This window comes from Erythrobacter sp. F6033 (assembly GCF_023016005.1).
Taxonomy (GTDB): Bacteria; Pseudomonadota; Alphaproteobacteria; order Sphingomonadales; family Sphingomonadaceae; genus Erythrobacter.
The window spans coordinates 2,013,830-2,037,654 of record NZ_JALKAZ010000001.1; the positions used below are offsets into that span (position 1 = coordinate 2,013,830).

28 protein-coding genes are annotated in these 23,825 nt (G+C 57.5%); 19 read left to right on the forward strand and 9 right to left on the reverse strand.

The window, feature by feature from the left end:
• Nucleotides 1–30 precede the first annotated feature (30 nt).
• Both MWU39_RS09660 and MWU39_RS09665 read left to right on the forward strand, forming a co-directional pair.
• The gene (locus MWU39_RS09660) at nt 31–687 is read left to right on the forward strand and encodes an alpha/beta hydrolase (RefSeq protein WP_247159779.1); all 657 of its coding nucleotides are present in this window, start codon (nt 31–33) and stop codon (nt 685–687) included.
• 393 nt (nt 688–1,080) lie between these two features.
• Nucleotides 1,081–1,764, forward strand: coding sequence for an energy transducer TonB (locus MWU39_RS09665; protein ID WP_247159780.1), 684 nt, complete (start codon nt 1,081–1,083; stop codon nt 1,762–1,764).
• A 17-nt stretch (nt 1,765–1,781) separates the two neighbouring features.
• Here the strand turns inward: MWU39_RS09665 and MWU39_RS09670 are convergent, their stop codons facing one another.
• Nucleotides 1,782–1,991, reverse strand: a complete 210-nt coding sequence (locus tag MWU39_RS09670; RefSeq protein WP_247159781.1) for a hypothetical protein — start codon at nt 1,989–1,991, stop codon at nt 1,782–1,784.
• A gap of 133 nt (nt 1,992–2,124) precedes the next feature.
• Here MWU39_RS09670 and MWU39_RS09675 point away from each other — a divergent pair, with 133 nt between their 5' ends.
• The 4 genes from MWU39_RS09675 to MWU39_RS09690 all read left to right on the forward strand — a co-directional run bounded on the left by MWU39_RS09675 (nt 2,125) and on the right by MWU39_RS09690 (nt 7,764).
• Nucleotides 2,125–2,481 carry a DUF3597 domain-containing protein gene (locus tag MWU39_RS09675; protein WP_247159782.1) on the forward strand — a complete coding sequence of 119 codons (357 nt, stop codon included), beginning with the start codon at nt 2,125–2,127 and terminating at the stop codon, nt 2,479–2,481.
• A gap of 54 nt (nt 2,482–2,535) precedes the next feature.
• Complete coding sequence (locus MWU39_RS09680; RefSeq protein WP_247159783.1) at nt 2,536–4,374, forward strand: DUF885 domain-containing protein; 1,839 nt, start codon at nt 2,536–2,538, stop codon at nt 4,372–4,374.
• Between the two features lie 38 nt (nt 4,375–4,412).
• On the forward strand, nt 4,413–6,044 hold the full coding sequence (locus MWU39_RS09685; protein WP_247159784.1) for a cyclic nucleotide-binding domain-containing thioredoxin-disulfide reductase: 1,632 nt from the start codon (nt 4,413–4,415) through the stop codon (nt 6,042–6,044).
• 88 nt (nt 6,045–6,132) lie between these two features.
• Entirely contained in the window at nt 6,133–7,764 is a 1,632-nt protein-coding gene (locus MWU39_RS09690; RefSeq protein WP_247159785.1) for a DUF1570 domain-containing protein, read from the forward strand.
• A 61-nt stretch (nt 7,765–7,825) separates the two neighbouring features.
• Here MWU39_RS09690 and MWU39_RS09695 read toward each other — a convergent pair whose 3' ends face one another.
• The 3 genes from MWU39_RS09695 to MWU39_RS09705 form a co-directional block, all read right to left on the reverse strand.
• Nucleotides 7,826–8,386, reverse strand: coding sequence for a DUF937 domain-containing protein (locus tag MWU39_RS09695; protein WP_247159786.1), 561 nt, complete (start codon nt 8,384–8,386; stop codon nt 7,826–7,828).
• A 28-nt stretch (nt 8,387–8,414) separates the two neighbouring features.
• Nucleotides 8,415–8,738, reverse strand: coding sequence for a hypothetical protein (locus tag MWU39_RS09700; RefSeq protein WP_247159787.1), 324 nt, complete (start codon nt 8,736–8,738; stop codon nt 8,415–8,417).
• 135 nt (nt 8,739–8,873) lie between these two features.
• Nucleotides 8,874–10,490 carry a phosphoenolpyruvate carboxykinase gene (locus tag MWU39_RS09705; protein WP_247159788.1) on the reverse strand — a complete coding sequence of 539 codons (1,617 nt, stop codon included), beginning with the start codon at nt 10,488–10,490 and terminating at the stop codon, nt 8,874–8,876.
• A gap of 261 nt (nt 10,491–10,751) precedes the next feature.
• Here MWU39_RS09705 and MWU39_RS09710 point away from each other — a divergent pair, with 261 nt between their 5' ends.
• From MWU39_RS09710 to MWU39_RS09755, 10 genes are all read left to right on the forward strand, one after another.
• Nucleotides 10,752–11,504, forward strand: coding sequence for a response regulator transcription factor (locus MWU39_RS09710; protein ID WP_247159789.1), 753 nt, complete (start codon nt 10,752–10,754; stop codon nt 11,502–11,504).
• Complete coding sequence (locus tag MWU39_RS09715; protein WP_247159790.1) at nt 11,497–13,053, forward strand: HAMP domain-containing sensor histidine kinase; 1,557 nt, start codon at nt 11,497–11,499, stop codon at nt 13,051–13,053. The genes MWU39_RS09710 and MWU39_RS09715 overlap by 8 nt, the downstream gene beginning before the upstream one ends.
• Before the next feature lie 20 nt (nt 13,054–13,073).
• Entirely contained in the window at nt 13,074–13,478 is a 405-nt protein-coding gene (locus tag MWU39_RS09720) for an HPr kinase/phosphatase C-terminal domain-containing protein (RefSeq protein WP_247159791.1), read from the forward strand.
• A gap of 76 nt (nt 13,479–13,554) precedes the next feature.
• Nucleotides 13,555–14,505: an RNase adapter RapZ gene (gene rapZ, locus MWU39_RS09725; protein ID WP_247159792.1), complete on the forward strand. Its 951-nt coding sequence runs from the start codon at nt 13,555–13,557 to the stop codon at nt 14,503–14,505.
• Between the two features lie 15 nt (nt 14,506–14,520).
• Nucleotides 14,521–14,946, forward strand: a complete 426-nt coding sequence (locus MWU39_RS09730; protein WP_247159793.1) for a PTS sugar transporter subunit IIA — start codon at nt 14,521–14,523, stop codon at nt 14,944–14,946.
• 7 nt (nt 14,947–14,953) lie between these two features.
• Nucleotides 14,954–15,232, forward strand: coding sequence for an HPr family phosphocarrier protein (locus tag MWU39_RS09735; RefSeq protein ID WP_247159794.1), 279 nt, complete (start codon nt 14,954–14,956; stop codon nt 15,230–15,232).
• A gap of 11 nt (nt 15,233–15,243) precedes the next feature.
• Entirely contained in the window at nt 15,244–16,038 is a 795-nt protein-coding gene (locus tag MWU39_RS09740) for an RNA methyltransferase (RefSeq protein WP_247159795.1), read from the forward strand.
• A gap of 228 nt (nt 16,039–16,266) precedes the next feature.
• Complete coding sequence (locus tag MWU39_RS09745; protein ID WP_247159796.1) at nt 16,267–16,689, forward strand: hypothetical protein; 423 nt, start codon at nt 16,267–16,269, stop codon at nt 16,687–16,689.
• Nucleotides 16,690–16,760: 71 nt separating this feature from the next.
• Entirely contained in the window at nt 16,761–17,444 is a 684-nt protein-coding gene (locus MWU39_RS09750; RefSeq protein WP_247159797.1) for a ferritin-like domain-containing protein, read from the forward strand.
• A gap of 33 nt (nt 17,445–17,477) precedes the next feature.
• Nucleotides 17,478–17,882 carry a GtrA family protein gene (locus MWU39_RS09755; protein ID WP_247159798.1) on the forward strand — a complete coding sequence of 135 codons (405 nt, stop codon included), beginning with the start codon at nt 17,478–17,480 and terminating at the stop codon, nt 17,880–17,882.
• Nucleotides 17,883–17,992: 110 nt separating this feature from the next.
• On the opposite strand, the gene MWU39_RS09760 is transcribed toward MWU39_RS09755, so the two are convergent.
• From MWU39_RS09760 to recR, 5 genes are all read right to left on the reverse strand, one after another.
• Nucleotides 17,993–18,478, reverse strand: coding sequence for a hypothetical protein (locus MWU39_RS09760; protein ID WP_247159799.1), 486 nt, complete (start codon nt 18,476–18,478; stop codon nt 17,993–17,995).
• A 49-nt stretch (nt 18,479–18,527) separates the two neighbouring features.
• Nucleotides 18,528–19,934 carry a DNA recombination protein RmuC gene (rmuC, locus tag MWU39_RS09765; protein ID WP_247159800.1) on the reverse strand — a complete coding sequence of 469 codons (1,407 nt, stop codon included), beginning with the start codon at nt 19,932–19,934 and terminating at the stop codon, nt 18,528–18,530.
• 72 nt (nt 19,935–20,006) lie between these two features.
• Nucleotides 20,007–20,165 (reverse strand): hypothetical protein, encoded by a 159-nt coding sequence (locus MWU39_RS09770; protein WP_247159801.1) that lies wholly within the window; start codon nt 20,163–20,165, stop codon nt 20,007–20,009.
• A 263-nt stretch (nt 20,166–20,428) separates the two neighbouring features.
• Complete coding sequence (gene def / locus MWU39_RS09775; RefSeq protein ID WP_247159802.1) at nt 20,429–21,013, reverse strand: peptide deformylase; 585 nt, start codon at nt 21,011–21,013, stop codon at nt 20,429–20,431.
• 63 nt (nt 21,014–21,076) lie between these two features.
• On the reverse strand, nt 21,077–21,673 hold the full coding sequence (recR, locus tag MWU39_RS09780; protein ID WP_247159803.1) for a recombination mediator RecR: 597 nt from the start codon (nt 21,671–21,673) through the stop codon (nt 21,077–21,079).
• 53 nt (nt 21,674–21,726) lie between these two features.
• Here recR and fmt point away from each other — a divergent pair, with 53 nt between their 5' ends.
• From fmt to MWU39_RS09795, 3 genes are read left to right on the forward strand one after another with little or no spacing between them, the layout of a single operon-like run.
• Nucleotides 21,727–22,632: a methionyl-tRNA formyltransferase gene (gene fmt / locus MWU39_RS09785; RefSeq protein WP_247159804.1), complete on the forward strand. Its 906-nt coding sequence runs from the start codon at nt 21,727–21,729 to the stop codon at nt 22,630–22,632.
• Nucleotides 22,629–23,393, forward strand: coding sequence for a tRNA pseudouridine(38-40) synthase TruA (gene truA / locus MWU39_RS09790; protein WP_247159805.1), 765 nt, complete (start codon nt 22,629–22,631; stop codon nt 23,391–23,393). The genes fmt and truA overlap by 4 nt, the downstream gene beginning before the upstream one ends.
• Nucleotide 23,394: 1 nt before the next feature.
• On the forward strand, nt 23,395–23,781 hold the full coding sequence (locus MWU39_RS09795) for a hypothetical protein (protein WP_247159806.1): 387 nt from the start codon (nt 23,395–23,397) through the stop codon (nt 23,779–23,781).
• Nucleotides 23,782–23,825 lie beyond the last annotated feature (44 nt).

Here is a 23,825-nt window from a genome sequence, read left to right on the forward strand (position 1 = left end):
TTCGCGCACTCCATTTCTGCAAGGATTCCGATGCCCTCAGTCATCTTTCCCGGCCCTGAAGGCCGCCTCGAAGGTCGTTTTTCGCCTCCACCGCGCCCACGCGCACCAGTCGCCATGATCCTGCATCCGCATCCGGAAGGCGGGGGAACCATGAATGATCGCATTGTTCAGCGGCTCTATAAGACGTTCGCTGATCGCGGATTCGCGACCTTGCGCTTCAACTTTCGCGGCGTTGGCCGCAGCCAGGGCAGCTTTGATAACGGCATCGGCGAATTGTCCGATGCCGCCAGCGCGCTCGATTGGGTGCAGTCAATCCACCCGGAAGCGCAGACCACTTGGGTCGCGGGCTATTCGTTCGGCGCGCTTATCGGGATGCAATTGCTGATGCGCCGCCCCGAAGTGCGCGGATTTATCTCGATTGCGCCGCCTGCGAACATGTATGATTTCAGCTTCCTCGCACCGTGCCCCGCATCGGGCATCTTTGTGCAGGGTGCGGCTGACACAGTGGTTCAGCCGAATGCCGTGCAAAAGCTGGTCGATAAGCTGCGCACGCAAAAGCACATCACGATCCACCACGACGAGATCCCGCGCGCCAATCACTTCTTCGAAAACGAAACCGAAGACATGATGAAGTCGGTCGACAACTATCTCGACTTCCGCCTCTCGCCGGATTGTCCGATTAAATAGCGACAAGCTATTTAGTCGTTTTTTGTTTGGCGCCCTCAAGCGCCGGGCGCGGGCCATCCGGCCCGCTTGGCTACGCCGCATAAGCGGCGACGCGCAGTCGCGCTTGCGACGCCTGTGGCATCGAACCGTGCGCATCTCAACAACATAGCTGAGGGGCTCGGTCAGCATAGCTGACCGCAAGCCCGACCGGGCGCCCGCAGCGCCGTAGGCGCGAGGAAATCGCACGCCGGATGGCGTGCGGAATATAAAAAGGTCCCAAATAACAACGCGAAAGTTCTTGTCTTGCAAATGTAATGTTGTAACATTGCAAATGAGAGGTGCCTGTAGCGTCCTCCATTGTTCTACGCTGCTGGCGCCTTCTCACACAAAAAAGTGAGAGAGAGGAACAACGCCATGAGCTACGCAAACACAGCCAACCGGGCGAACCCCGCCGCCATGCTTGGCGCTCTGGGGATACCCGGGGCTTTCGGAGCAGTCCTTGTCTTGGGATTGGCAGTGACAGTCACAGGGCCAACCAAGGATGATGAGCTGGCTGGATACCAAATTCCAATCGACGATATTGAGCCACCGCCCCCGCCAGAAACCAAGCCGGAACCGACCGAGGTTACGCGCGATATGCCTGCTACCGTCACCCCGCCCACACGGCCGGATAGCGAATTGACGCTGAGCAATAGCAGCCCGATCAAGACATTCACCGAATCCGATGATTACGTAATCGGACCTGTCGAAGTCGTCACAACCGGAGGCACAGGCGACATAGCACCAATGCCTTCCCTGCCCGACCCCATTGCTGCTTCGCCGCGCAACGCACCAGGTCGCTGGGTCACAGATGCCGACTATCGCAGCAACTGGATCCGCAGAGAATGGTCCGGCGTCGCGGGCTTCGCTGTCACGATCGACACCAAAGGCAGAGTCAGCGATTGCACGATCACCAGCTCAACGGGGCACGCACAGCTTGATGAACGGACTTGCTCCTTGATCGAAAAACGCGCGCGCTTTAATCCGGCGAAGGACAGCTATGGCAATCCGATTGCGGGCACATACCGCAATTCCGTGAACTGGCGCCTGCCACAATAGGATGAAGGAGCTGGGGCCTATTCGGCCCCGGCTTCAACTTTTTCTGCCGGAGAATCTCCGTCAGCGGTCGGCACCGTCCAGATCAGCACGTTACCGATTGCAATGATTGCGAGGATAACCATCAGCGCAGGCTGCTTCACCTCACCCGTCCTCCTCCAAAAGAAAAACGCTCCAGCGATCAACGCGAACGCGGCCAGCATAACAATCGAAAGCACGATATCGGTCATCGCGGCAATTACCCCATTTTACAAATGCGCAGCGGCTTGTCCTTGCGCTTGTAACAAACTCTCTACATCATGGCTGCAAGAGTTTGACTCGGCAATCGGGTCAAGCCGTCATGCAGCATAAATGGAGGATCACATGGGAATTTTCAGTTCAATCAAAGGCGCAATTTTCGGTTCAGACGAAGAAGAGAAGACAGAAGCAGCGCCAGCCGCAGAAGCTCCGAAAGAGCGCGCAGCGATCGCCGAAGTCGATGTGGTTGCACGCATTGGCTCAATCCCTGGCTCTGACAAGCTCAACTGGCAGTCTTCAATCGTCGATCTGATGAAACTGGTTCAGATCGATCCAAGCTATGCCAACCGCAAAGAACTCGCAGGCGAAGTCGGCATCGCCGGATACGAAGGCACTGCAGAACAGAACATCGCGCTTCACAAGGCTGTGATGCAGAAAATCGCCGACGCTGGCGGCATCGTTCCTGACGATCTGAAAAACTGATTTGTCCGAACAACTAAATTGACAGTCTAACGACGCGGAGTATCACTTCGCGTCATGACAGACACAAACTTTACACTCACACGCCGCCACGCCCTTAAGGGGCTTGGCGGCGTTTCTGCTTTGGCGCTCATTCCGGGTTGCTCGGATATCCTCGGAAGCGCACCTGCCCTCGCTCCCGACGCGATGCTTGAGAAAATCGGCTATGACATGCTGGAGCATGAGCCGGGCCGCGCAACAGGCTTGGGCGTCGACACGGGCGACTATGCGGCATGGCGCGGCACGTTCGGAATTCCCGGTGAGGAAGGCCGCGAGAAGTACAAGGCGACGCTCACACGGCTGCGCGATGAAGCGCGCGATTATCCCAAAGACGGGCTGACGGCTGACCAGCAGGTCGGCTTTGATGTGGTTGAAAGCGCCTTTGACAAAGCAGTTGAGGGTATGAGCCTTCCTTACGGTGAGGTCGCCGTGGGCAGCTGGCGCAACGCGCCCTACTCCGTGATCCAGAACGTTGGCGGCTATATCGACTTCCCGCGCTTCTTTGGCTCAACGCAGCCTTTGCGCAGCGAAGAAGATGTCGACTTCTACCTGTCACGCCTCGGAGAGGTTGAGGGCATCCTCGATGCGGAAACCGAGACGATGAAGGCGACCCGCGCGCACGGTGTGATCCCGCCTGACTTCCTGCTCGACAAAACCATAGCGCAGATGGAAACCAATATCGCTGATGCAGCCAATAAAGGCGGCGCCTACACAGCGCCGCTCGCAGCGTCAGATGTCGGTGCGGCTAACGAAGCAACCGATCAAGCGGCGAAATTGGTCAATGACGGCCTGCTGCCCGCACTCCAGCGTCAACTCGAAGAACTCAAATCTCAACGTGCAGACGCCAAATCCGATGCCGGAATGTGGGCGCAGCCCGATGGCGATGAATGGTATGCATGGTCCACCAGCGCATCGACCACCACTTCCCTTTCGCCAGATGAAATCCACCAACAGGGCCTTGATGAGCTTGAGGAACTGCATGGCCGGATGGACCCGATCCTTCAGGAAATCGGATATACCAGCGGCACCGTCGGAGAGCGGATGCAGGCGTTGGGCGATGATCCGCGCTACAAATTTGCCGCCGGCGATCCGGGCCGCAAAGAGATTTTCGACTTCATCGATGAACGTATCGAATGGATCAAAGCGCAGATGCCGCGTGCATTCAACGAGCTGGTCGATCCGAACATGGAAGTCGTCCGCATCCCGATCAATGAGGAAGCGGGCGCGCCCGGTGCCTATGGCGGCGCAGGCAGCAAGGATGGCAAAATCCCGGGCCGGTTCTGGATCAATCTGCGCGACACCGATCTACACCGCAAATACGATCTCGCCGATCTGACCTATCACGAGTCCATTCCCGGCCATGTGTGGGAAGGCGAATACTCAAACCGCCTGCCGCTGATCCGATCAATCCTCGCCTTTGGCGCATTCTCGGAAGGCTGGGCGCTTTATGGCGAACAACTCGCGGACGAGCTTGGCGCGTATGATGACTTCAAAGTCGGGCGGCTCGGCTATTTGCAAAGCCTTGCCTTCCGCGCCTGCCGTCTGGTGGTCGACACTGGCCTCCACTCCAAACGCTGGACACGCGAACAGGCGAACCAGTTCTTCGTCGAGCGCAACGGTTCAAAACCGCAAGAGGTCGCGGGCGAGGTGGACCGCTATTGCAGCTGGCCGGGACAGGCGTGCTCTTACAAGATCGGTCACAGCGAAATCGTGCGTCAACGCGCCCGCGCCGAAGCCGAGCTCGGCGATGCCTACGATTTCAAAGCGTTCAACACCGCTGTGATCCTCGGCGGCAATGCGCCGCTCGATGTCGTCGATAAGACCGTAAGCCGCTACATTGCAGGAGCAAGTGCCTGACCCCACATAGCCTCCATCGGCAATAGCAGGAGACGCGCGTGGAACAGCTTGGACAAGACCTCGAAACCATGCGGCGCGTCCCGCTGGCGGACGACCATGTCGACGCGATTTGCGAGATTGGCGTAGAAAAGACCTATCCTGCGGGCACAATCGTATCCGACCTCGGCGATCCGATGGATACTTTCGTTTATGTGATCGATGGCGAGCTGGAGGTTGTCGATCCGAGAACAGGCGAGCGGCTGCTCGAAGCGAGCCTTGGCCCGACGCAGTTTATGGGAGAGATCGGGTTCCTCAACGCCGGTGTGCACTATCTCAAAATGCGCGCTGCGAAAGAGACACGGGTTATCGAAGCGCCGCGCACGGCGATGCTCGATCTGATGAGCCGCATTCCCGAACTGTCCGATCACATCATCACCGTTTTTTCTGCGAGGCGCCGGAAGCAATTTGAACTTCGCAACTCGGCGGTAAAGATCATCGGTGCCGATCGTGATCCAAAAGTTCAGGCGGTAGAACAATTCATGTCACGCAACCGCATTCCGTTTCAAAGCTTCGATATGGATGCGCGCGATGCGGAGACTGCAAAGGTCTGCGATCTGACAGGCCACGAGCCTTCCGTCATGCTCGGCACAGATCAGAAATTGGATGACCCCACCCCGCGTAAAGTCGCGCAATATCTGGGCCTCGATCTCAATATCTGCTCACAGCGCGATTTTGATCTGTTGATCGTTGGCGGCGGCCCCGCTGGTGTGGCCGCAGCGGTCTATGCCGGATCGGAAGGTCTGGACGCGCTTGTTATCGAAGACACAGCCATTGGCGGGCAAGCGGGCACATCCAGTCGGATCGAAAACTATATGGGCTTCCCGACCGGTATCAGCGGCACCGATTTGGTTTGGCGCGGTCAGATACAGGCGATGAAGTTCGGCACACGGTTCGTGATGCCGCGCCGCGTTAAAGGCCTGACGAAACGCGAGGACGGATCGTTCTGCGCTACGCTGGATGACGGTGACGAAATCTGCGCCAAAGCCATATTGGTCAGCACCGGCGTGCAATACAGGCGATTGCCGCTTGAAAAGCTTGAAGAACTCGAAGGTGCGGGCGTGTTCTATTCAGCCACCGAAATGGAAGCGCGGTTTTGCTCTAACACCGAAGCGGTTGTCATCGGCGGTGGAAATTCCGCCGGGCAAGCGGCGATGTATCTCTCCCGCAGCGCAAAACACGTTCACCTGATCGTGCGCTCCGGCTCCCTCGCCGCGTCCATGTCCAGCTACCTTTCAAGCCGCCTCGAAGCGGATCCCAAAGTCACAATTCACTACCACACCAGCGTAAGCGAGCTGCATGGCGAAAGCTGGCTGGAAGGCGTCACGCTCAAAACACCGGATGGCGAGACACGGCAAGATACGACAGCGCTGTTCATCATGATCGGCGCTGCACCCAACACCGATTGGCTTTCCGGCTTGGTCGAGACCGACGACAAAGGTTTTGTTCTGACCGGTGCATGCGTGGATCGGGAGACACCGTTCGAAACCGGCACTGACGGCATCTTTGCAGTCGGCGATGTGCGCAGCGGATCGGTGAAACGGGTCGCCAGCGCCGTGGGCGAAGGATCGGTCGTGGTCAGCCGCATCTGGACTTATCTGGATGAGCTTCAGACAACCGCTAAGTCCACGTAATTGCGCCCATTTCGGGCTAGCCAACACGGCTGAAATTCATATAGTCCCCTTAATCATTGCAGTCTTTAGCTGTGATTAGGGGGCTATCTTGATTTCGATTCGTTACGCCGGATTCATTACTTTCATCATCGGTTGTCTGTTCTTTGCGCAACCAGCCTTTGCCGAATGGCATAAGGCTGAAAGTGATCGGTTCGTCATCTATTCTGACAGCCGTGCCGGTGACCTAAAACAGTTTGCCGAGATGCTGGAACGCTATCATGTAGCGATGGAGCTCGAGAGCGGCCGGAAAGTCCCGGTTCCCAGCCCGTCCAACCGGCTGACAGTCTATATGGTCGGCAGCAGAGACAATCTGCGCGATGTCTATGGCAATCCAAATTCATCGGTTGCGGGCTTTTATATCCCACGTGCGAATGGATCGGTCACCTTCGTACCGAACATCAAAATCCGCGCCCGCGATACAAGCCGCCAGGGTACAGGCAGCCGCTTTAGCCGCGGCTCAAGTGGTGGGGCACTCGATCGGTCTTTTTCGATCCTGTTGCATGAATATGCGCACCACTTCCTCATATCATCGGCCCGTCACGCGATGCCCAGATGGCTTAGCGAAGGAGGCGCTGAATATTTCTCGTCTGCCCGTTTCAATGATGACGGGTCGGTCGATATCGGCCTGCCCAATAATGAGCGCGCCTACGAAATCAGTCAGGCCGCGCCCGTGCCGGTTCAGGAATTGCTCGATTATGAGCTCTATCGGGAAAATCGGGGCAATCGATATGACGCGTTTTACGGTCGAAGCTGGCTGCTGTTTCACTATCTGCGCTTCAATCCTGAACGTTCGGGTCAGTTGGTTCGATATTGGCAGGCTGTCGCATCAGGAGCCGACAGCATGGAGGCAGCGGATGCGATATTCGGCGACCTTAAAAGGCTCGAATCCGAACTAAAAGACTATGGTCGCCAGCGGTCTATGGCCGGCATGCGGTTTAGCGGTAACGACATCTCGATCGGTGCGGTCACTGTTTCCGAAATCAGCGATGGCCACGCCAAGATGATGGATGTCATAATCCGGTCGAAACGCGGTGTTAGCGACGAGAAAGCGCAGGAAGTTGTCGCAAAGGCGCGAGAGGTGGCTGCTGCATTTCCCGCCGATGCCGCCGTTCAGGAGGCTCTCTCTGAGGCGGAATACGACGCAGGCAATGATGACGCCGCCATTGCCGCTGCCAAACGCGCAATCAAAGCCGATCCTTCGCTGACCAATGCCTATGTCCAGCAAGGTTATGCTCTGTTCCGCAAGGCAAAGGATGCCGAAGATCAGAAAGCCGCATATTCAGCCGCGATGAAACCGTTCGAAGCGCTTAATGCCATTGAGGCCGATCACACGCAGCCTTTGATCTATTATTATCGCAGCTTTGCACAACGCGGGATTGAGCCGCCAGAAAGCGCGAAATTTGCGCTAGAGCGTGCCACCCAGCTGGCTCCTTTTGACAAGGCGCTCGCAGTTGACGCGGCGGCGATGAAAGCTGCCGAAGGCGATCCTGATATTGCCCGGTATCTTTTAGCGCCAGTGGCCGCCAACCCGCATGGCGGGAAGCAAGCGAGCATGGCGCGGGCATTGATGGATTACCTTGCGGATATCGAGCAAGGGACACCCGTGAATATCGGCGCAGTCCGGCAGCAGATTGAAGAAACCGGCAATGGCGGCGACAGTGATGGTGAAGAAGCGTCTTAACTCATAGCAAAAGGGCGCACCGGTCTAAGCCGACGCGCCCTCTTAAACACTGAATTCTAAGTCAGCGTTTCATCATGCCGCTGACAATCGATCCCAGGATGCCGCCAAGCGGGTTTCCGCCGGACGATCCGCCAGCGGGTGCGCCGCCACCGCTCGCCTGTTTCGCCATGTAACCGGCCACGGCCATCGCGAGGATAGGCAGCATTTTCTTGAGCATGCCTTCGTCAAGGCCGGTCATCGCCGCGACTTCACCCGCGACAGAACGGCTCACATCTTTGCTGCCAAAGATATTGCCAAGTATGTCGTTGCCAGGCTGACTTGGCGTCGGATCATTGCCGAGCACCGCATCCAGCAAACCGCCGCCAAGGCCGCCTGCCAATACACTGCCAAGACCGCCGCCCGACGAAGAACCGCCGCCGCCAAGGATGGCTCCGGCAAGTCCGCCGAGGCCGCCCATCGGGTCTGGCGTACTTGATCCGCCAGTCGCGCTGCGGCCCATGCCGGCCACAATCGCGGGAAGCAGAGCGCCCGCCGCCGACTTGGCTGTCGCTTCATCGACGCCCAACTCCCGCGCCATCGACGCGATGGCTCCGGATTGCTGCAACATTTGTCCTAGGCTCATAGCTCTCTCCTTGTCCTGTCTTGTGCGCTTATTTCTTGCCGAACAGACCAGACGCCATGCCAGCAATATCGTTCAACGGATTGCCGTCGCCGTCCTGGTCCAGCATCGATGCAAAGCTCGAAAGCGAGCCTTCGCCGCCAATTTGCTCAACGATCTGGCTCAGTACGCCGCTGTCGAGGCCGGTTTCCTTCGAAGCGAGTTCAACAGTGTCGCCGTCTTGCTGGTGCGTCTTACCAAGCACCGCGATTGCTTTCTCTGCCATGGCCGGATCAATGCCGATTTTCTCGGCCAAGTTGGCTACGTCATCAGGTGCGCCGCCAATGTTTTTCAGAATTCCGTCGAGCAAGCTCATGATTGTTCTCCATCATAAAAATTTGTTGATGCGATTCGCCTAGCAAGTGTGACGGAAACTCAGGGTAAAACAACGTAAAAGCCCCGCACCGATCTTACGCCGGGCGGGGCTTCCTCTCCAACTGGGAATAGGGTTTTACGCGGCGACGGGTGTCGCCGGGGCTGCCTGACGCACGCCTTCATCGACGTGGGCAGCAAATTCTTCGAAGTTGTCGATGAACAATTGCACAAGCTTGTGCGCAGTTGCGTCGTACTCCGATTTGTCGGTCCAGGTGCTGCGCGGATCAAGGATCGACTGATCGATGCCTTGGGCCGCGAGAACCGGCACGTGCACCGGCACTTCAAAGCCGAAATTGCCGTCTTTGCGGAATTCAACGTTGTCCAGATCACCGTCGAGCGCGGCGTTGAGCAGTGCGCGGGTCGCCTTGATCGGCATACGGTTGCCAACGCCATATTTGCCGCCGGTCCAACCGGTGTTGAGCAACCAGCACTGCACACCGCCGCTGGCGATGCGCTCTTTCAATAGGTTGCCATAAACGCTCGGGTGACGCGGCATGAACGGCGCACCGAAACAGGTCGAGAATGTCGCTTCCGGCTCGGTCACGCCAATCTCGGTTCCGGCAACTTTCGCGGTGTAGCCCGACAGGAAGTGATACATCGCCTGATCCGGCGTTAGCCGCGCAATCGGAGGCAGCACGCCAAACGCATCGGCGGTGAGCATCACAACATTGCTCGGCACAGGACCGAGGTTCTTCTCGCTGGTATTCGGGATGTAGTGGATCGGATAGGCACCGCGGGTGTTCTCCGCGAGCGTGTTGTCGTCGAAATCAAGCTCGCGGGTCTGCGGGTCCATCACGACGTTTTCGAGCACAGTGCCGAACATCTTAGTGGTGGCGTAGATTTCCGGCTCTGCCTCTTCGGACAGGCGGATCATCTTGGCATAACAGCCGCCTTCGAAATTGAAGACCGCTGTGTCGGACCAGCCGTGCTCGTCATCACCGATAAGAGTGCGCGATGCGTCGGCGGAAAGAGTGGTTTTGCCCGTGCCCGAAAGCCCGAAAAACACCGCCGTCTTGCCGTCGGCGCTCACATTGGCGGAGCAATGCATCGGCATCACGCCCTTGGTCGGGAGGAGATAGTTGAGAATGCCAAAGACACTCTTCTTCATCTCGCCCGCATAACGCGTGCCGCCAATCAGGATAAGTTTTTCGGTGAGGTTTACAGCGATCACAGTCTCGCTGTTTGTACCGTGACGTGCAGGATCGGCCTTAAAGCTTGGCAGATCGATGATCGTGTATTCCGGCGCAAAATCCGCTAGCTCATCCGCAGTAGGACGCACCAGCAGCGTGCGGATAAACAGGTTGTGCCAAGCCAGCTCGTTAATCACGCGCACATTGACGCGGTGCTCTGGCTGAGACCCGCCGAACAGATCGGCGACGTACAGCGTTTCTTTGCCTGCAACCGCAGTCATAAAGTCGGCTTTGAGATTGGCGAAATGCTCCGGCGTCATTGAGGCGTTGACCTTGCCCCACCAAACCGTGTCCTCGGTCGTCGCATCACGCACGATAAATTTGTCCTTTGCGCTGCGTCCGGTTTTAGCGCCCGTCTGCACTACCAAAGCGCCGTTTTTCGACAGCGAGCCCTCTCCGGCAGCAACTGCGGCTTCGACCAAAGCCGGTGTGCCAAGATTTGGGTGAATTTTGGCCTGAGTATCAATTCCCTGATCAGGCAACGATTGGGCGAGAGGCGTCAACGTATCTACTCCGCGAAAATGAATCGACTGCCGGTGGCAATCATGTGGGGTACTGGATTCGCGCCGCATTTCGCATACGTATGCATAAAGGTCTAGGCCGGATTGCTACATCTGCCCAATCCTGTGTGAAAAGCACGGCGGTGCGAGACATTCACAAAGCCTACGCGTTGTTTCGGCGCATCGAACCCGCTAGCAATTGCGTATGCACTATGCCCATGTGGTACGGCCCCTGCGGTACAGATTGCGCGTGAGAGGACACGAATGACCGAAGATATGGCAGTAACAACGGGCAATGAAGACGCGCCCGTCATCGCCTTGGTCGATGATGACCGAAATATTCTGACAACGGTTTCAATCGCGCTGCAGGCAGAGGGGTTTGTTACCCGCCTTTATTCCGATGGTGAGACCGCGCTCAAAGCGTTGATTGAAAACCCTCCTGCGCTCGGTGTTTTCGATATCAAAATGCCCAAGATGGACGGGATTGAATTGCTCAAACGGGTTCGCGAGCAAGTCGCGCTTCCAGTTATTTTTCTTACCAGTAAGGATGACGAGGAAGACGAAGAGATCGGCCTGGAAATGGGCGCAGATGATTACATCGCCAAACCATTTAGCCAGCGCCTGTTGATCGCGCGCATTCGGGCGATCCTGCGCCGCGCTGATCCTATTCGCGAAGTGATCGGCGATAGCAGCAGCGCCGTTCCGGCGGCGGTGAACGAGATTGCGCGAGGTAGGCTTAACATGGACCCGGCCCGCCACCACGTGACCTGGGATGGCAAACCCGTCAGCCTGACGGTCACCGAATTTCTCATTCTGGAGGCACTGGCAGCGCGCCCCGGAGTGATCAAAAGCCGCAACCAGTTGATGGATGCGGCTTACCCGGACGATATCTTCGTCGATGACCGCACCGTTGATAGCCACATCAAGCGGATGCGGCGCAAATTCCGCAGCGTTGATAATGAGTTCTCTTCGATCGAAACTCTTTATGGAGCAGGATACAGCTTCAACGATGGCTGAAGAATCTACGCCGACAGTCAGCGACGAAACGCTCAGTCCGGTTGGCCGGTTCTCCCTAACCGCGCGCATTCTGGCGGTGAATATCCTGCCGCTCGCTTTGCTTGGCGGTGGTCTGTTCTACATCGACAGTTACCGCAACCAGTTGATTGACGAGCGCTTCAAGCTAGCGCGGATCGAAGCGCAGATCACTGCAGAGGCGCTCGCCGGGGCGACGCGCGAACGGCAAGAAGCGTTGCTGGTCCAGATCGGCAAGGAACAGGGTATGCGGCTTCGCATGTTCGATGCCGAAGGTCAGCTTTGGGCCGATAGCTTCGCGCTGGATGAACCCGCGTTCGAATTTGACGATATCAGCGATGACACCTGGGATCAGCAATTTGCGCGTTGGATGGACCGGACGGTTGATGCGATTGTTAGCTCCGAACCGGTCACCGATTTTGTCGAACCCGAAGGTCAAACCGCCGACGCGTGGCCAGAATTGATTGCTGCTCGTGAAGAGGCGGTGAGCCAGATCAATCTGTATGATTGGGTCGATGGAACGCCCGTTATCACCGCTGCCGCTCCCGTCGGATTGAACGGGGCGACCTTGCTGACAGTGCGTAACGCGGTCGACATTACGGCGACAGTGCGTTCTGCCCGTTCAACCTTGGTGACTGCGGTTTTGCTTGTCCTGTTCGCCTCGGCAATGCTGTCACTGTATCTGGCCCGAACAATCGTGACGCCGCTGCGGCAGCTATCGCGTGCAGCAGTCAAAGTCCGGCAAGGGCGCGAGCGTGACGTCGAGGTGCCGCGTCTGCCAGAGCGCAACGACGAAATAGGGCTTCTGGCCCGTGCCGTTTCCGATATGACAGGCACGCTGCGGCAACGGATCGACGCCGTCGATAGTTTTGCTGCCGACGTCGCCCACGAAATCAAAAACCCGCTCGCGAGCCTGCGCAGCGCGGTTGAATCGCTTCCGAAAGTGACCGACCCGGACACGCGCCGCGAGCTTGAGCAAATCGCCAATCACGATGTCCGGCGGATCGACCGGCTTGTTACCGAAATATCAGACGCCAGCAGGATTGATGCCGAAATGTCCCGCGCGACGCGGGAGGTGATCGATATGGCAGACCTTGTCCGCGCTATCGCCGGGAACCGCGAATATCGCGCTGAGAACCGGAACCACCGGATCGAACTCAACACCGTTGGCTTTGCCGCCAAGGTTGTCGGTGTAGGCGCCCGGCTCGAACGGGTGGTCGAAAACCTGTTCGACAACGCTGTTTCGTTCTCTCCGCCTGAAGCTCCGATCGAAGTCACAATCGACAATGACGGCAATTGCGTGATGCTGACCGTGTGCGATTCTGGTCCCGGGATTCCAGAGGCGTCGCGCGAAAAAGTGTTCCAGCGGTTCCACTCCGTCCGGCCCGAGCGCGAAGATTTCGGCAATCATTCCGGTCTTGGTCTAGCCATTGCACGCGCCATTGCGGAGGCCCATGACGGCTCCCTGATTGCGGAGGCTCGCCCAGACGGCAAACAAGGGGCCTGCCTCAAACTCACATTGCCGGCGGCATGACAATTGACGCACCTTTCGTGATGCAAGCCACTGCCGTACAAATCGGCGATCGAGCCCTTATCCTGGAAGGACCACCGGGCTCTGGAAAATCTTCTCTTGCGCTCGCTCTGATTGATCGCGGTGCGATGCTGATCGGAGATGACGGGGTTTCTATCCGCCGCGAGCAAGATCAGATTATCGCTTCACCGCCGCCGAATATTCGAGGAAGCCTGGAAGTTCGCGGGCTTGGCTTGTTCACCATGCCGGTCGTCGATGCTGCGCCAGTGGGATTAATTCTGACACTGGGCGAACAGGGCGAACGCCTCCCCGGAACGATCCCGAAACGCGATATCATCGGACTTCGCATTCCTGTACTTCCGTTTCTTCCCGGCGCGATTGCTCCCGCCGTCAGAGCGGAATACGCCATGTCGATGTACAGCGTTTGAGCAGATTGCGCTTCCAAAAGAGAAGTAAGCGAAAAAGTCACTTTCCATTCGCGCAAATCGCCGCGAGACTACCCATATGGAAAGCGTGATCCCTTCCGATTCCCAAACCGACGCGGCCAGTCCGCAACGTATCCTGCTTGTTACGGGGCTGTCAGGCGCCGGAAAATCGACCGCACTCGATGTGCTTGAGGATTTGGGTTGGGAAACAATCGACAACTTTCCCGTGCGCCTGCTCAAACGTCTTGTCGGAAAACCGGATGATCAGGGCGGCCATGAACGCGGCCCACTGGCGATCGGGTTTGATTCCCGCACGCGCGGTTTTGTGCCTGCGAACATTATCTCTCAGCTCAAGAATCTCAGCGAGCGCGATGATCTGTCGGTAAGTTTCATGTTTATCGATTGCGCCGATGCCGAGCTTGAGCGGCGGTATAACGAAACTCGCCGCCGGCACCCGATGACGCACGGCCGCCCTCTTCTCGACGGTATCGGGGCAGAACGCGAATTGCTCGAACCGCTGCGCCGCTGGGCTGACATTGTAATCGATACCAGCGACATGTCGGCCAACGATCTGCAGGGCCATGTCCGCGATCTTTTCGAGCAGCGCGATGATGGAGCGATGACGCTGACCGTGTCCAGCTTCGGCTTTGCCCGCGGGATGCCGCCGCTCGCAGACCTTGTTTTCGACATGCGCTTCCTCGACAATCCGCATTGGATAGAGGGCCTGCGTGAGTTGACCGGACAGGACGCCCCCGTTGGCGAACATATCCAGAAAGATCCCGCGTTCGGCACCGCATTTGAGCAAATTCACGACCTGCTACTGACCCTGCTTCCGCGTTATCAGGCGCAGGGAAAATCATATGTTCACGTCGCATTTGGTTGTACCGGCGGGAGACACCGATCCGTCTTTACCGCAGAACGAATGGCCCAAGGCTTGCGTGAGGCTGGATTTTCGCCCACTGTCAGGCATCGCAATTTAGGATCGCGTGCTGCAGACGAAATCGAACGCGGCAAGCGCCAAGGTAACTAACGGACCCACCCCCGCATGATTGGTTTGATCCTGGTCACTCACGGCCGCCTCGCGGACCAATTCGTCGAAGCGATGGAGCACGTCGTTGGCCCTCAGGCAAATGTCGTCACAGTCTGCATTGGCCCGAGTGACGATATGGAACTGCGGCGCGAAGAGATCGCGAATGCTATCGGCAAAGTCGATAGCGGCAGCGGAGTCATCATTCTAACCGATCTGTTTGGCGGAACTCCTTCAAATCTCGCGATTTCACTGCTCGATGCTGGTAAAGTCGAAGTGATTGCAGGCATTAACTTGCCGATGCTCATCCGCCTTGCTGGCGCACGCAAAAAAATGAATGTGGTCGAAGCGGTCGAGGCTGCCCAACATGCGGGCCGCAATTACATTACCGTGGCGAGCGAGCTGTTGGGCGAAAGCGCCGAGCCAGCTGCGGCGAAGGGGTAATCGGGCAATGAGCGAACTTCGCCAAACCGTCACCATCGTCAACAAACGCGGCCTCCATGCCCGCGCGAGCGCCAAGTTCGTCGGTGCAGTGGCGGAATTGCCAGAGGGCGTTTCAGTACGCGTTGCAAAGGATGCGAATGATGCCGCAGGCGGGTCAATCCTCGGCCTAATGATGCTAGGTGCCGCCAAAGGCGACAGCGTTGATGTCATCGTCTCAGGCGACAATGCAGAGGGCGTTCTGGGTCAGCTCGTGGGCTTGATCGAAGACGGGTTCGGCGAAGATTAACGCAGACACTGATGCGCAGGCAGATCACCGGATTTTCCAACCCGACCGTCAAGTATCTGCGGTCACTAAGGGACAAGAAGCACCGCAAGCGCGCCGGCCAGTTTCTGGTCGAGGGCTTGCGTTTGCTGGAGGATGCGCGCGAAGGCGGCCGGTTGCCGCGCCAGATAGTGATGGCTGAAGGCCGCGATCCCCACCCACTTATCGACCGGCTCGAAGCAGACGTCGATGCGGCTGGCGGGGAGGTCATCGAAACCACTCCCGACATTCTCACCAAGATCACCGGCAAATCGAATTCCCAAAGCGTTGTTGGCGTATTTGACGAATGGGACACCGGCCTTGAACATCTGAACCGCGACGCTGCGCAAATCTGGCTGGTCGCACAGGCTCTGCGCGATCCGGGCAATCTTGGCACAATGCTGCGTACCGGAGACGCGGTGGGCGCTGGCGGACTGATCCTGATCGACGATTGCGCCGATCCGTTCAGCGCCGAAGCCGTGCGCGCAAGTATGGGCGCGGTGTTCACACAATCCGTTGCACAGGCACGCTGGGAAGATTTCGTGCCGTGGTTGCGAAGCGGTTCTGGTCAATTGGTCGCAGCGTCTTTGCGCGACGCGGTCCCCTATCGCGCAGCGCCCTATGCCGCGCCGTGCTTCATCTTGGTCGGCAATGAATCGCAGGGGCTGCCCGAAGCGTACGAAGCCGAATGTGACCTGCGCGTAACCATGCCAATGCGCGGACGTGCCGACAGCCTGAACGCAGCCATAGCAGGCGCAGTGCTGGCCTATGAAGTGCTGGACAATCTGTAGGGGCTACATGCCAGATCAGTAAGAATTGGGACGCGACGCCGATCTCTTTAGCGCTGTAAGCAACTGTTAATCGGCAACGTCCATTGTTCCCGCCGGTCCGGTTTTTGAAAGCAACCACTGGTGCGCCCATCTCGAAAAATCCTCGGCATTGGCCTGATAGCCTTACTCCTGGGCTGCAACGAGATACCCGAATTGCCAGAGGATTTTTGCGCCGAAGAGCGGCGGCGAGTGACCAAGCAAGAACGGATTATCAACGCTTTAATCGCGATTGAAGTGCGCGAAATGTATAAGACGCGCTTGAAACATTATAGCCAGTTCCGCGCTCGCAAGATTGCAGATCAACCCAATATTTCACCGCGTGATTTGGCCGAGTTGTACTTCGCAGATTATCCCGATTGCTGCGAACTTCGAAAGCCGTGGCCGTTTGAGTATTACCCTTTGACCGGTGAAACCGAGTTCGCCGATGAGCAAGTCGCTCACGCCTACAAGATCAAGTGGACACACAATGTGATTGTCCGCGATCCTGCGGGCGAGCAAATTCCGTTCGCCGATAAAGACATCCGCGACGGCGAGTTAACCGACCCAATGTATCGCCGGGCCATCGTTAAGTCCTATGCCTGCGGAGAAACTGAGCGACCAAAAGACGCCTGAATTGAGCAGAGGTTGAGACGGACGGAAGCGAAGAAAGTGACTCCCCTCTGCGTTCGTAGTATTCATGCCCCATGAAAGCATGGTTCACACGCCGCTATCTCGATATTCTTGGGTCGATCTACATTTACAATGAGCATCGCGGCTACACCGCGCTTGATCGTGTTCTAGAGGCCGTGCGGCGTAAGCATCCCGAAGCAACCGAGTTCATCGCCGCAGTCGAGAAACACCGCGCGGATGAGCGCAAGCACTACGTGATGTTCAAGCGCTGGTTTGAATTGCAGGGCAAAAAGCCAATCGCGGTCGACCGGACATTTGGCCACATTGATCGCTTTATCGAAATTACCTTCGGCACCTCTATCGATGATCTCGATACCGATGCGATCATTGCGAGCGATGATTTGTTCGAGCGGCTCTGCCGGGTCATTTCACTGACCGAGAAACGCGGTTTGAAGCAGGTGGATATCCTGCTTGATCATCCGCTAGTGAATTCGGACAAAGCCCTCAAACGCATTTTTGAAGTGGTGCATATTGATGAACCTAGCCATTTCGAACCTTACGATGATTGGCTGGCCAAAAACGCGCGGCGCCAACCGAGCAGCCGCGAACGCTGGATTGACCGGATGATCCATTCAGAACTGCTCTTCATCAAGCTGCCCCTGCTGTTCCTGTGGTTTGGCGCGCCGCGCCGCACCGAATGGCGCGATGCGGGCGAGAATAACCCGCGCCCTGCCCTACGCAGCGCTGTTAGCGCCTAAAACGGTCTGCAAGATTATCGCATTCAAAAGACTATGATTTCTCGCTTCTTCACGCGCCGCGCAGGCGGCATGTTGGTCCGCAATACGGTCGTCAGCACCGGCGTCTTCATCGTCGGTTTGGGCGTGTTGTGGCTGTTAGTGGAAATGGCGGGCGTTGACCCGGTTCTTGCGACCGCGATCAGCTTTCTGATCGCGAACTCGATCCATTATGTATTCGGCAGAACATGGATATTTGCAGGGTCCGATCGGAAAGTTTCGACCGGTTATCTGCTGTTTATCATAAACGCCCTTGTCGGCCTTGCCGTGACGGTCGGGCTGTTCTGGATACTCACAGAATACACCGCGATAAACTATCTCGTTGCGCGGGTGATCGTATCCGTTTTCGCCGGGTTGGCAGTGTTTGCCCTAAACGCAGCGTTCAATTTCAAGAAGGTGTAGCTGACACGCCCTTATACGGCGGCGGGTCAAAACCGTTGGTTAGAATGGCAACATCGCAAGCCTACCAACGCAGGATGTCTGCGCTGATAGGCTGCAATGTTTGTCAGCAATTAAGCAGCAAGCAGCTCGTCATAAGCTGCACAAGCTTCAGCAACGCCGAAGGAGCCATCAGCGGCACCGGCGGTTACTTTTTCTTGGATTTCAGTCATCTTTGCAGCCATTTCCTGCATTGCTTCCGGATCGCTCGCGAGGCCCTGCATTTTTTCGCCAAGCTCGGTAGCTTTTGCGACCATGGTGTCTTCGGTGCAATCTTCAGCAGCAGCTGTTTCTTCGATTGCTTCTTCAGTTGCAGTCGCATCGGTTTCTTCGGCTGCTCCGCCACATGCGCTGAGCAGAAGAGCACTCGAAAGTGCGGCTGTAATTGCGATTGATTTCTTCATTTTGACCCCTCCAAATGTGTCAATTCCTAAAATAGGAAAGGGGCTGGTATCAGCATCACACCACACGTCAATCGAGTTAACCAATTGAGAAGTGTACCAACTTGAGCGGTTCGCAGTATTGGTATTCAGAGCTTTGCTTGAGCTCTGGTCAATCACCTGGCTTCTTAGGCAATGCCTCCAATTCGCGCAGGCCGGCGGTCAAAATTCATTCCGCCGCGTCTCGCTTGTCCTCGATCGCACTGGCATCGTCGGCATCTGCAGCGTTGTAGTTCGGAGTGCTCTCTACCAAAGGCACTTCTTCGATCTCGGCCTTGCCGATTTCGATGCCCTTCTCTGCAAGGCGCTTGCCCGATGACAGCACGTTGCGCTCAAAGCTGCCTACAAACTTGTTGTAGTTTTTAACCGCGCTATCCAACCCGCCACCGACGCGCTTCAAATGCTCGCCCGCTACGCGCAGTCGATCATAGAGCTCCGCGCCCATCCGGCCGATTTCCTGGGCTTCTTTGGCAAGTCCATCCTGCCGCCAGACCTGCGCAACAGTTCGCGCGATAGCGACAAGGTTGGTGGGCGTCGCAAGCAGCACGCGGCGCTCGAATGCGAAATCCCACAATGTCGGATCGGCATCCAAGGCGGCTGTCACAAAATGCTCACCCGGGATGAACATGATGACGTAATCGGGCGCTTCCTCGAACTGGCTCTGGTAGCTCTTTGCCCCCAGAGTCTGAACATGATTGCGCATACTTTTGGCGTGGGATTTCAATTGGAAATCGCGCGTATCGTCATCATCGGCCTCGAACGCGGCCTGATAGGCGTTGAGCGAGACTTTGGAATCGATCACCAGCTTCTTCTGGCCGGGCACATTGATGATTGCATCGGGGCGCAGTCGCCCTTCCTCGGTATCAACCGAATGCTCCATCATGAAATCGGTGTGTTCTGCGAGCCCGCATTGCTCGAGCAGATTTTGCAACGCCCGCTCTCCCCAACGCCCGCGCGCCTTGGGCGCATTGGTCAATGAATTGCCGAGCCGCTGCGCCTCGCGCCGGACCTCTTCCTGCCCTTCGCGCATAGACTGGATCAGACCGTTTAGCTGGCCGAACGCATCAACACGCTGTTTCTCCAGCGTTTCGACCTGTTTCTCGTATTTCTCCAGCCGCTCGCCCACCGGATTGAGCAACGCCTTGATCTTCTGCTCGCCGGTTTCCTCGGACTGCTTGAAGCGCTCATCCGCGCGGCGCAGAAACGCCTCCTGCGCTTTGCCAAGCACCTGAGCACCGGTGTTTTCAAATTCCTTGAGCAGCTTGTCACGCGATTCCTCGAGCAGCTTTTTCTGTTCGGCAAAGCCAGCGCGCTCAGCCTTGAACGCGGCGTTTTGTTCTCGCGCGGATTCGAGCTCAGCGGCCAGCGCATCGGCGCGACTAGCGCGTTCCTGCGCGGCGGACAGTTTCACCTGCGCATCACCCAGTTCGGCGATGGCGGCCTTGAACTCGCCTTCGCGCGTTTCCAGTCGTTCGCGTAAGTCCGCTACAGGCCGTGAAGCAAAGAACCACACTGTCCCCATGCCGATTGCAAGACCGACAATAAGTGCCCCTAAACCAACAACTGTCGTATCCATCAAATTTCCTTGCGACTGTGGAGGTGACGGTTGCGCCCCGCCACCTCGCGTCAGTCTTAGCTTGGTGAGTCTCTATGACTTACCGAAATGCCAAGTGAAATCAGCCCTTGCCTCGTCCTCGGTATCGAACCCGAATGGAGATTGGTGCACACATTTCGTGTCGCCGGATGACAACAGAACCCAGTACCAAAGGCCAAAACTCGGACGCACCACATGGGGCGGCAGATACATGCCACTCTCCTATGCTTAGCGCTTCTGGATAGCCAAATTCTAAGATTGCTCGGGGAACTTGTGTCTCTCACCACATAAATGCGGTTCACCACAAATGTCTGATCCGAGGCGGTTTGTCAGAACCCAGCCTTATGTTGGTATTATTCGCCCCACGGCGTGCCATCAAATCAAGAGCACCTCCATCACTAAGAACAGAGAGCGAACGTATCATAGGGCTTGCACGAATCCAACATCGCTAGATTCTGATCTGTGGAAAGCGAAAACTACGCAGCCTGACGGATCTTCTTCAGCTTCTTCAAGGCCATGCTGCGCTTCAAGCGGCTGAGATGGTCGATAAAGAGGATACCTTCGAGGTGGTCCATTTCGTGCTGCAAGCACGTCGCGAGCAAACCTTCGAGGCTTTCCTCATGGGTATTGCCCTCGAGGTCTTGGTATTTCACCTTGCAGGTCGCGGGGCGATCCACATCGGCATACACCTCAGGGACGGACAGGCAGCCTTCCTGGTAGGTCGACAGCTCATCTGCCGGATCGACAATCACTGGATTGATGAAAACGCGCGGCTCATTCTTGGTCGGCTGGTGCGTATGCGCATGGCCGTCATGCCCATGATCGTGGTCGCACTCGACCGGCTCGGCATCGGGGTCTTCGGGTTGAAGATCGATCACCAGCACCCGTTTGGGGACGCCCACCTGTATCGCCGCCAGACCAATGCCCGGCGCGTCATACATGGTTTCAAACATGTCCTCGACGAGCGTTTTGAGATCGTCGTTGAACTCGTCTGCTTCGACGGGAACGGATACGGTTTTGAGCCGGGGATCCGGAACTTCAAGGATTTCGCGAATAGCCATGTGATGTATTTAGTGCGTGGGGATACGCCCCGCAAGCGCGTTGGTTCGATTTGAGTAATCGAACTATCCAACGGGTCTCCGCGCCCTTAGCGCCTGTGCCAGCGTTCCTTCGTCGAGATAATCCAGCTCTCCGCCTACCGGCAGGCCGTGCGCCAGCTGTGTTATGCGGACATTGTGCACTTCCAGCCGCTCGGCAAGGTAATGCGCGGTCGTTTGCCCTTCGAGGGTGGCGTTCATGGCGAGTACGACTTCATCGACTTCACCGCCAGACACTCGGTCCAGCAGGGTGGCGATATTGAGGTCTTCGGGTGCAACCCCGTCCAGCGCCGACAATCTGCCGCCCAGCACATGATAGCGGCCTTGAAACAGCCGCGCGCGGTCCAGCGCCCAGACATCCGCGACATCCTCCACCACGCAAAGCGATTTCACATCTCGGCGCGGATCGGCGCAGATGCCGCACGGATTGCTGGTGTCGACATTGCCGCATGTTTCGCACTCGACCAGCGTCTCGGAAACGGCATCCAACGCTTCGAGCAATGCAGGCAGCGCCTGTTCGCGGTTCTTGACCAGCCACAGCACCGCACGCCGCGCGCTGCGCGGTCCCAGCCCCGGCAGACGGGCCAATACGCCCGAAAGCGCTTCGATCTCTTGCGATGCCATGGGGGTAGAGATAGGGGCTGCAGCGGAAACGAGAAAGGCCGACGCGACCTGTCATGCGCATAATTTTTATGGGAACGCCCGATTTTGCGGTGCCTGCGCTCGCTGCGCTGCATGAAGCGGGGCATGAGATCGTGTGTGTATACACGCAGCCGCCGCGACCGGCAGGACGGGGTAAGAAGCTGCGTCCCTCCCCTGTGCAGGCGAAGGCAGAGGCGCTCGGGCTGGAGGTGCGATCCCCAAAATCGCTGCGTAATGAGACCGCGCAGACCGACTTTGCTGCGCTGAATGCCGATGTCGCGGTGGTTGCGGCCTATGGTCTTATATTGCCGCAAGCGGTGCTCGATGCACCGACGCATGGCTGCCTCAACATCCACGCCTCGATCCTACCGCGCTGGCGCGGTGCCGCGCCGATCCACCGAGCGATTATGGCGGGCGATGAGGAGACCGGTGTTACCATCATGCAGATGGAGGCTGGTTTGGATACTGGGCCAATGTTGCATATCGTGCGCACTTCGATCGCCAACAAGACGACCGGCGATTTGACGGCAGAGCTCGCCGAACTTGGTGCAGGCGCGATGGTGGAAGTGCTTGCTGATCTCGACAGCTACAAAGCCGAGCCGCAGGACGACGGCGACACCACTTACGCGCCAAAGATCGACAAAGCCGAAGCACGGATCGACTGGAGCCGTCCGGCAAGCGAGCTGGTGCGCCATGTGCAAGGCCTCGCCCCGTTTCCCGGTGCATGGTTCGCGCTGGAAGGCGAGCGGATCAAACTGCTCGCGGCAGAGCAGGTTAAGGGCTCCGGCGAGGCTGGAACAGTGCTCGACGATGCACTCTCCATAGCCTGCGGTACCGGAGCCATCCGTCCGCTGCGCCTGCAACGCGCCGGAAAACCCGCAATGAGCTCAGAAGACTTCCTGCGAGGGCGAGCCGTTCCGCAAGGGACGCAAATCGATTGACCCGCTTCGCGCTCACATACGAATTTGACGGCACGCCATTTCAGGGGCTCCAGCGCCAGAAGCATGGGCCAAGCGTCCAGCAGGCGATCGAGGAGGCCCTGTTCAAGGTGACGGGCGAGGAAGTGACTCTTCTTTCCTCCGGCCGGACCGATGCTGGTGTGCATGCGATGGCCATGGTCAGCCATGTCGATATCGAGAAAGACTTGACCCCGTTCCGTCTGATGGAGGCGGTGAATGCGCAGCTGCGCCCAAACCCCATCGGCGTGAACCGCTGCGAGATCGTGAGCGAGGAATGGCACTCGCGCTTTTCCTGTATCGGGCGGCGATACCTCTATCGCATATCCAACCGCCGCGCGCCCGCCGCATTGGCTAAGAATCGCGTTTGGCAAGTCGTGCCCCAACTTGACGCAGAGGCAATGCACCGCGCAGCGCAGTCGCTTGTCGGCTTGCACGATTTCACCACGTTCCGCTCCACCATGTGCCAGGCGAAAGACCCAGTGAAGACGCTGGACCGGCTGGATGTCGAGCGGGTCGAGGGTCTGTTCGGGCCGGAAATCCATATCCACGCGGAAGCACGCAGTTTCCTCCACCATCAAGTCCGCTCAATGGTCGGCTGCTTGAAACTGGTGGGTCAAGGCACGTGGCAGGAAGAGCGAATTGCGGAGGCTTTGGAGGCCCGTGACCGTCAGGCGCTGGGCATGAATGCGCCGCCGCATGGTCTCTATTTTGTCGAGGCAATCTATCCGGAGGGGCAAAAGTAAGATGTCGAAATGGTATAAGATGCCGCCGAGCTATCGGATCACCGATGGCGAATACAAAGCCAATGTCGACGGGATCAATATCGTATTCGGAGCAGTGCTGGGCTTCGTCCTCGTTGGCGGAGAAGGCCTGCCTGTCCGCGATTTCGTAGCACTCCTGATGCTCAGCGCGGCGGTTGTGGTGATGATCCTGTATCTCAGCCAGAGCGAGTACAAACTGTTCTATATCGTCCTGACAGCCGCCACCATCGTTGCTTTTCCGTATATCGCCGAGGACTTCTTCAAACTCGCAAGAGTGCCAAAGCTGCAACCGACGCTGGCCGTCTGGGCTCTCATGGTGTTGCTCGTCGAATTGATACCGCGTGAAAAGGACGCTGAAGGCGATACTTGACCTAACGTCACCCTAGTAATGCGGGCAGCGGTGTCCTAGCTCGA

Bases quoted from the DNA above. Each gene is read 5' to 3' on its own strand.
- MWU39_RS09755 (WP_247159798.1), top strand. From the start codon at position 17,478: ATGATTTCTCGCTTCTTCACGCGCCGCGCAGGCGGCATGTTGGTCCGC.
- MWU39_RS09750 (WP_247159797.1), top strand. From the start codon at position 16,761: ATGAAAGCATGGTTCACACGCCGCTATCTCGATATTCTTGGGTCGATC.
- MWU39_RS09735 (WP_247159794.1), top strand. From the start codon at position 14,954: ATGAGCGAACTTCGCCAAACCGTCACCATCGTCAACAAACGCGGCCTC.
- recR (WP_247159803.1), bottom strand. From the start codon at position 21,673: ATGGCATCGCAAGAGATCGAAGCGCTTTCGGGCGTATTGGCCCGTCTG.
- MWU39_RS09730 (WP_247159793.1), top strand. From the start codon at position 14,521: ATGATTGGTTTGATCCTGGTCACTCACGGCCGCCTCGCGGACCAATTC.
- MWU39_RS09660 (WP_247159779.1), top strand. From the start codon at position 31: ATGCCCTCAGTCATCTTTCCCGGCCCTGAAGGCCGCCTCGAAGGTCGT.
- MWU39_RS09680 (WP_247159783.1), top strand. From the start codon at position 2,536: ATGACAGACACAAACTTTACACTCACACGCCGCCACGCCCTTAAGGGG.
- MWU39_RS09665 (WP_247159780.1), top strand. From the start codon at position 1,081: ATGAGCTACGCAAACACAGCCAACCGGGCGAACCCCGCCGCCATGCTT.
- rmuC (WP_247159800.1), bottom strand. From the start codon at position 19,934: ATGGATACGACAGTTGTTGGTTTAGGGGCACTTATTGTCGGTCTTGCA.
- rapZ (WP_247159792.1), top strand. From the start codon at position 13,555: ATGGAAAGCGTGATCCCTTCCGATTCCCAAACCGACGCGGCCAGTCCG.
- MWU39_RS09695 (WP_247159786.1), bottom strand. From the start codon at position 8,386: ATGAGCCTAGGACAAATGTTGCAGCAATCCGGAGCCATCGCGTCGATG.
- MWU39_RS09715 (WP_247159790.1), top strand. From the start codon at position 11,497: ATGGCTGAAGAATCTACGCCGACAGTCAGCGACGAAACGCTCAGTCCG.
- MWU39_RS09670 (WP_247159781.1), bottom strand. From the start codon at position 1,991: ATGACCGATATCGTGCTTTCGATTGTTATGCTGGCCGCGTTCGCGTTG.
- MWU39_RS09720 (WP_247159791.1), top strand. From the start codon at position 13,074: ATGCAAGCCACTGCCGTACAAATCGGCGATCGAGCCCTTATCCTGGAA.
- MWU39_RS09700 (WP_247159787.1), bottom strand. From the start codon at position 8,738: ATGAGCTTGCTCGACGGAATTCTGAAAAACATTGGCGGCGCACCTGAT.
- MWU39_RS09770 (WP_247159801.1), bottom strand. From the start codon at position 20,165: ATGTATCTGCCGCCCCATGTGGTGCGTCCGAGTTTTGGCCTTTGGTAC.
- MWU39_RS09740 (WP_247159795.1), top strand. From the start codon at position 15,244: ATGCGCAGGCAGATCACCGGATTTTCCAACCCGACCGTCAAGTATCTG.
- MWU39_RS09795 (WP_247159806.1), top strand. From the start codon at position 23,395: ATGTCGAAATGGTATAAGATGCCGCCGAGCTATCGGATCACCGATGGC.
- fmt (WP_247159804.1), top strand. From the start codon at position 21,727: ATGCGCATAATTTTTATGGGAACGCCCGATTTTGCGGTGCCTGCGCTC.
- MWU39_RS09675 (WP_247159782.1), top strand. From the start codon at position 2,125: ATGGGAATTTTCAGTTCAATCAAAGGCGCAATTTTCGGTTCAGACGAA.
- def (WP_247159802.1), bottom strand. From the start codon at position 21,013: ATGGCTATTCGCGAAATCCTTGAAGTTCCGGATCCCCGGCTCAAAACC.
- MWU39_RS09710 (WP_247159789.1), top strand. From the start codon at position 10,752: ATGACCGAAGATATGGCAGTAACAACGGGCAATGAAGACGCGCCCGTC.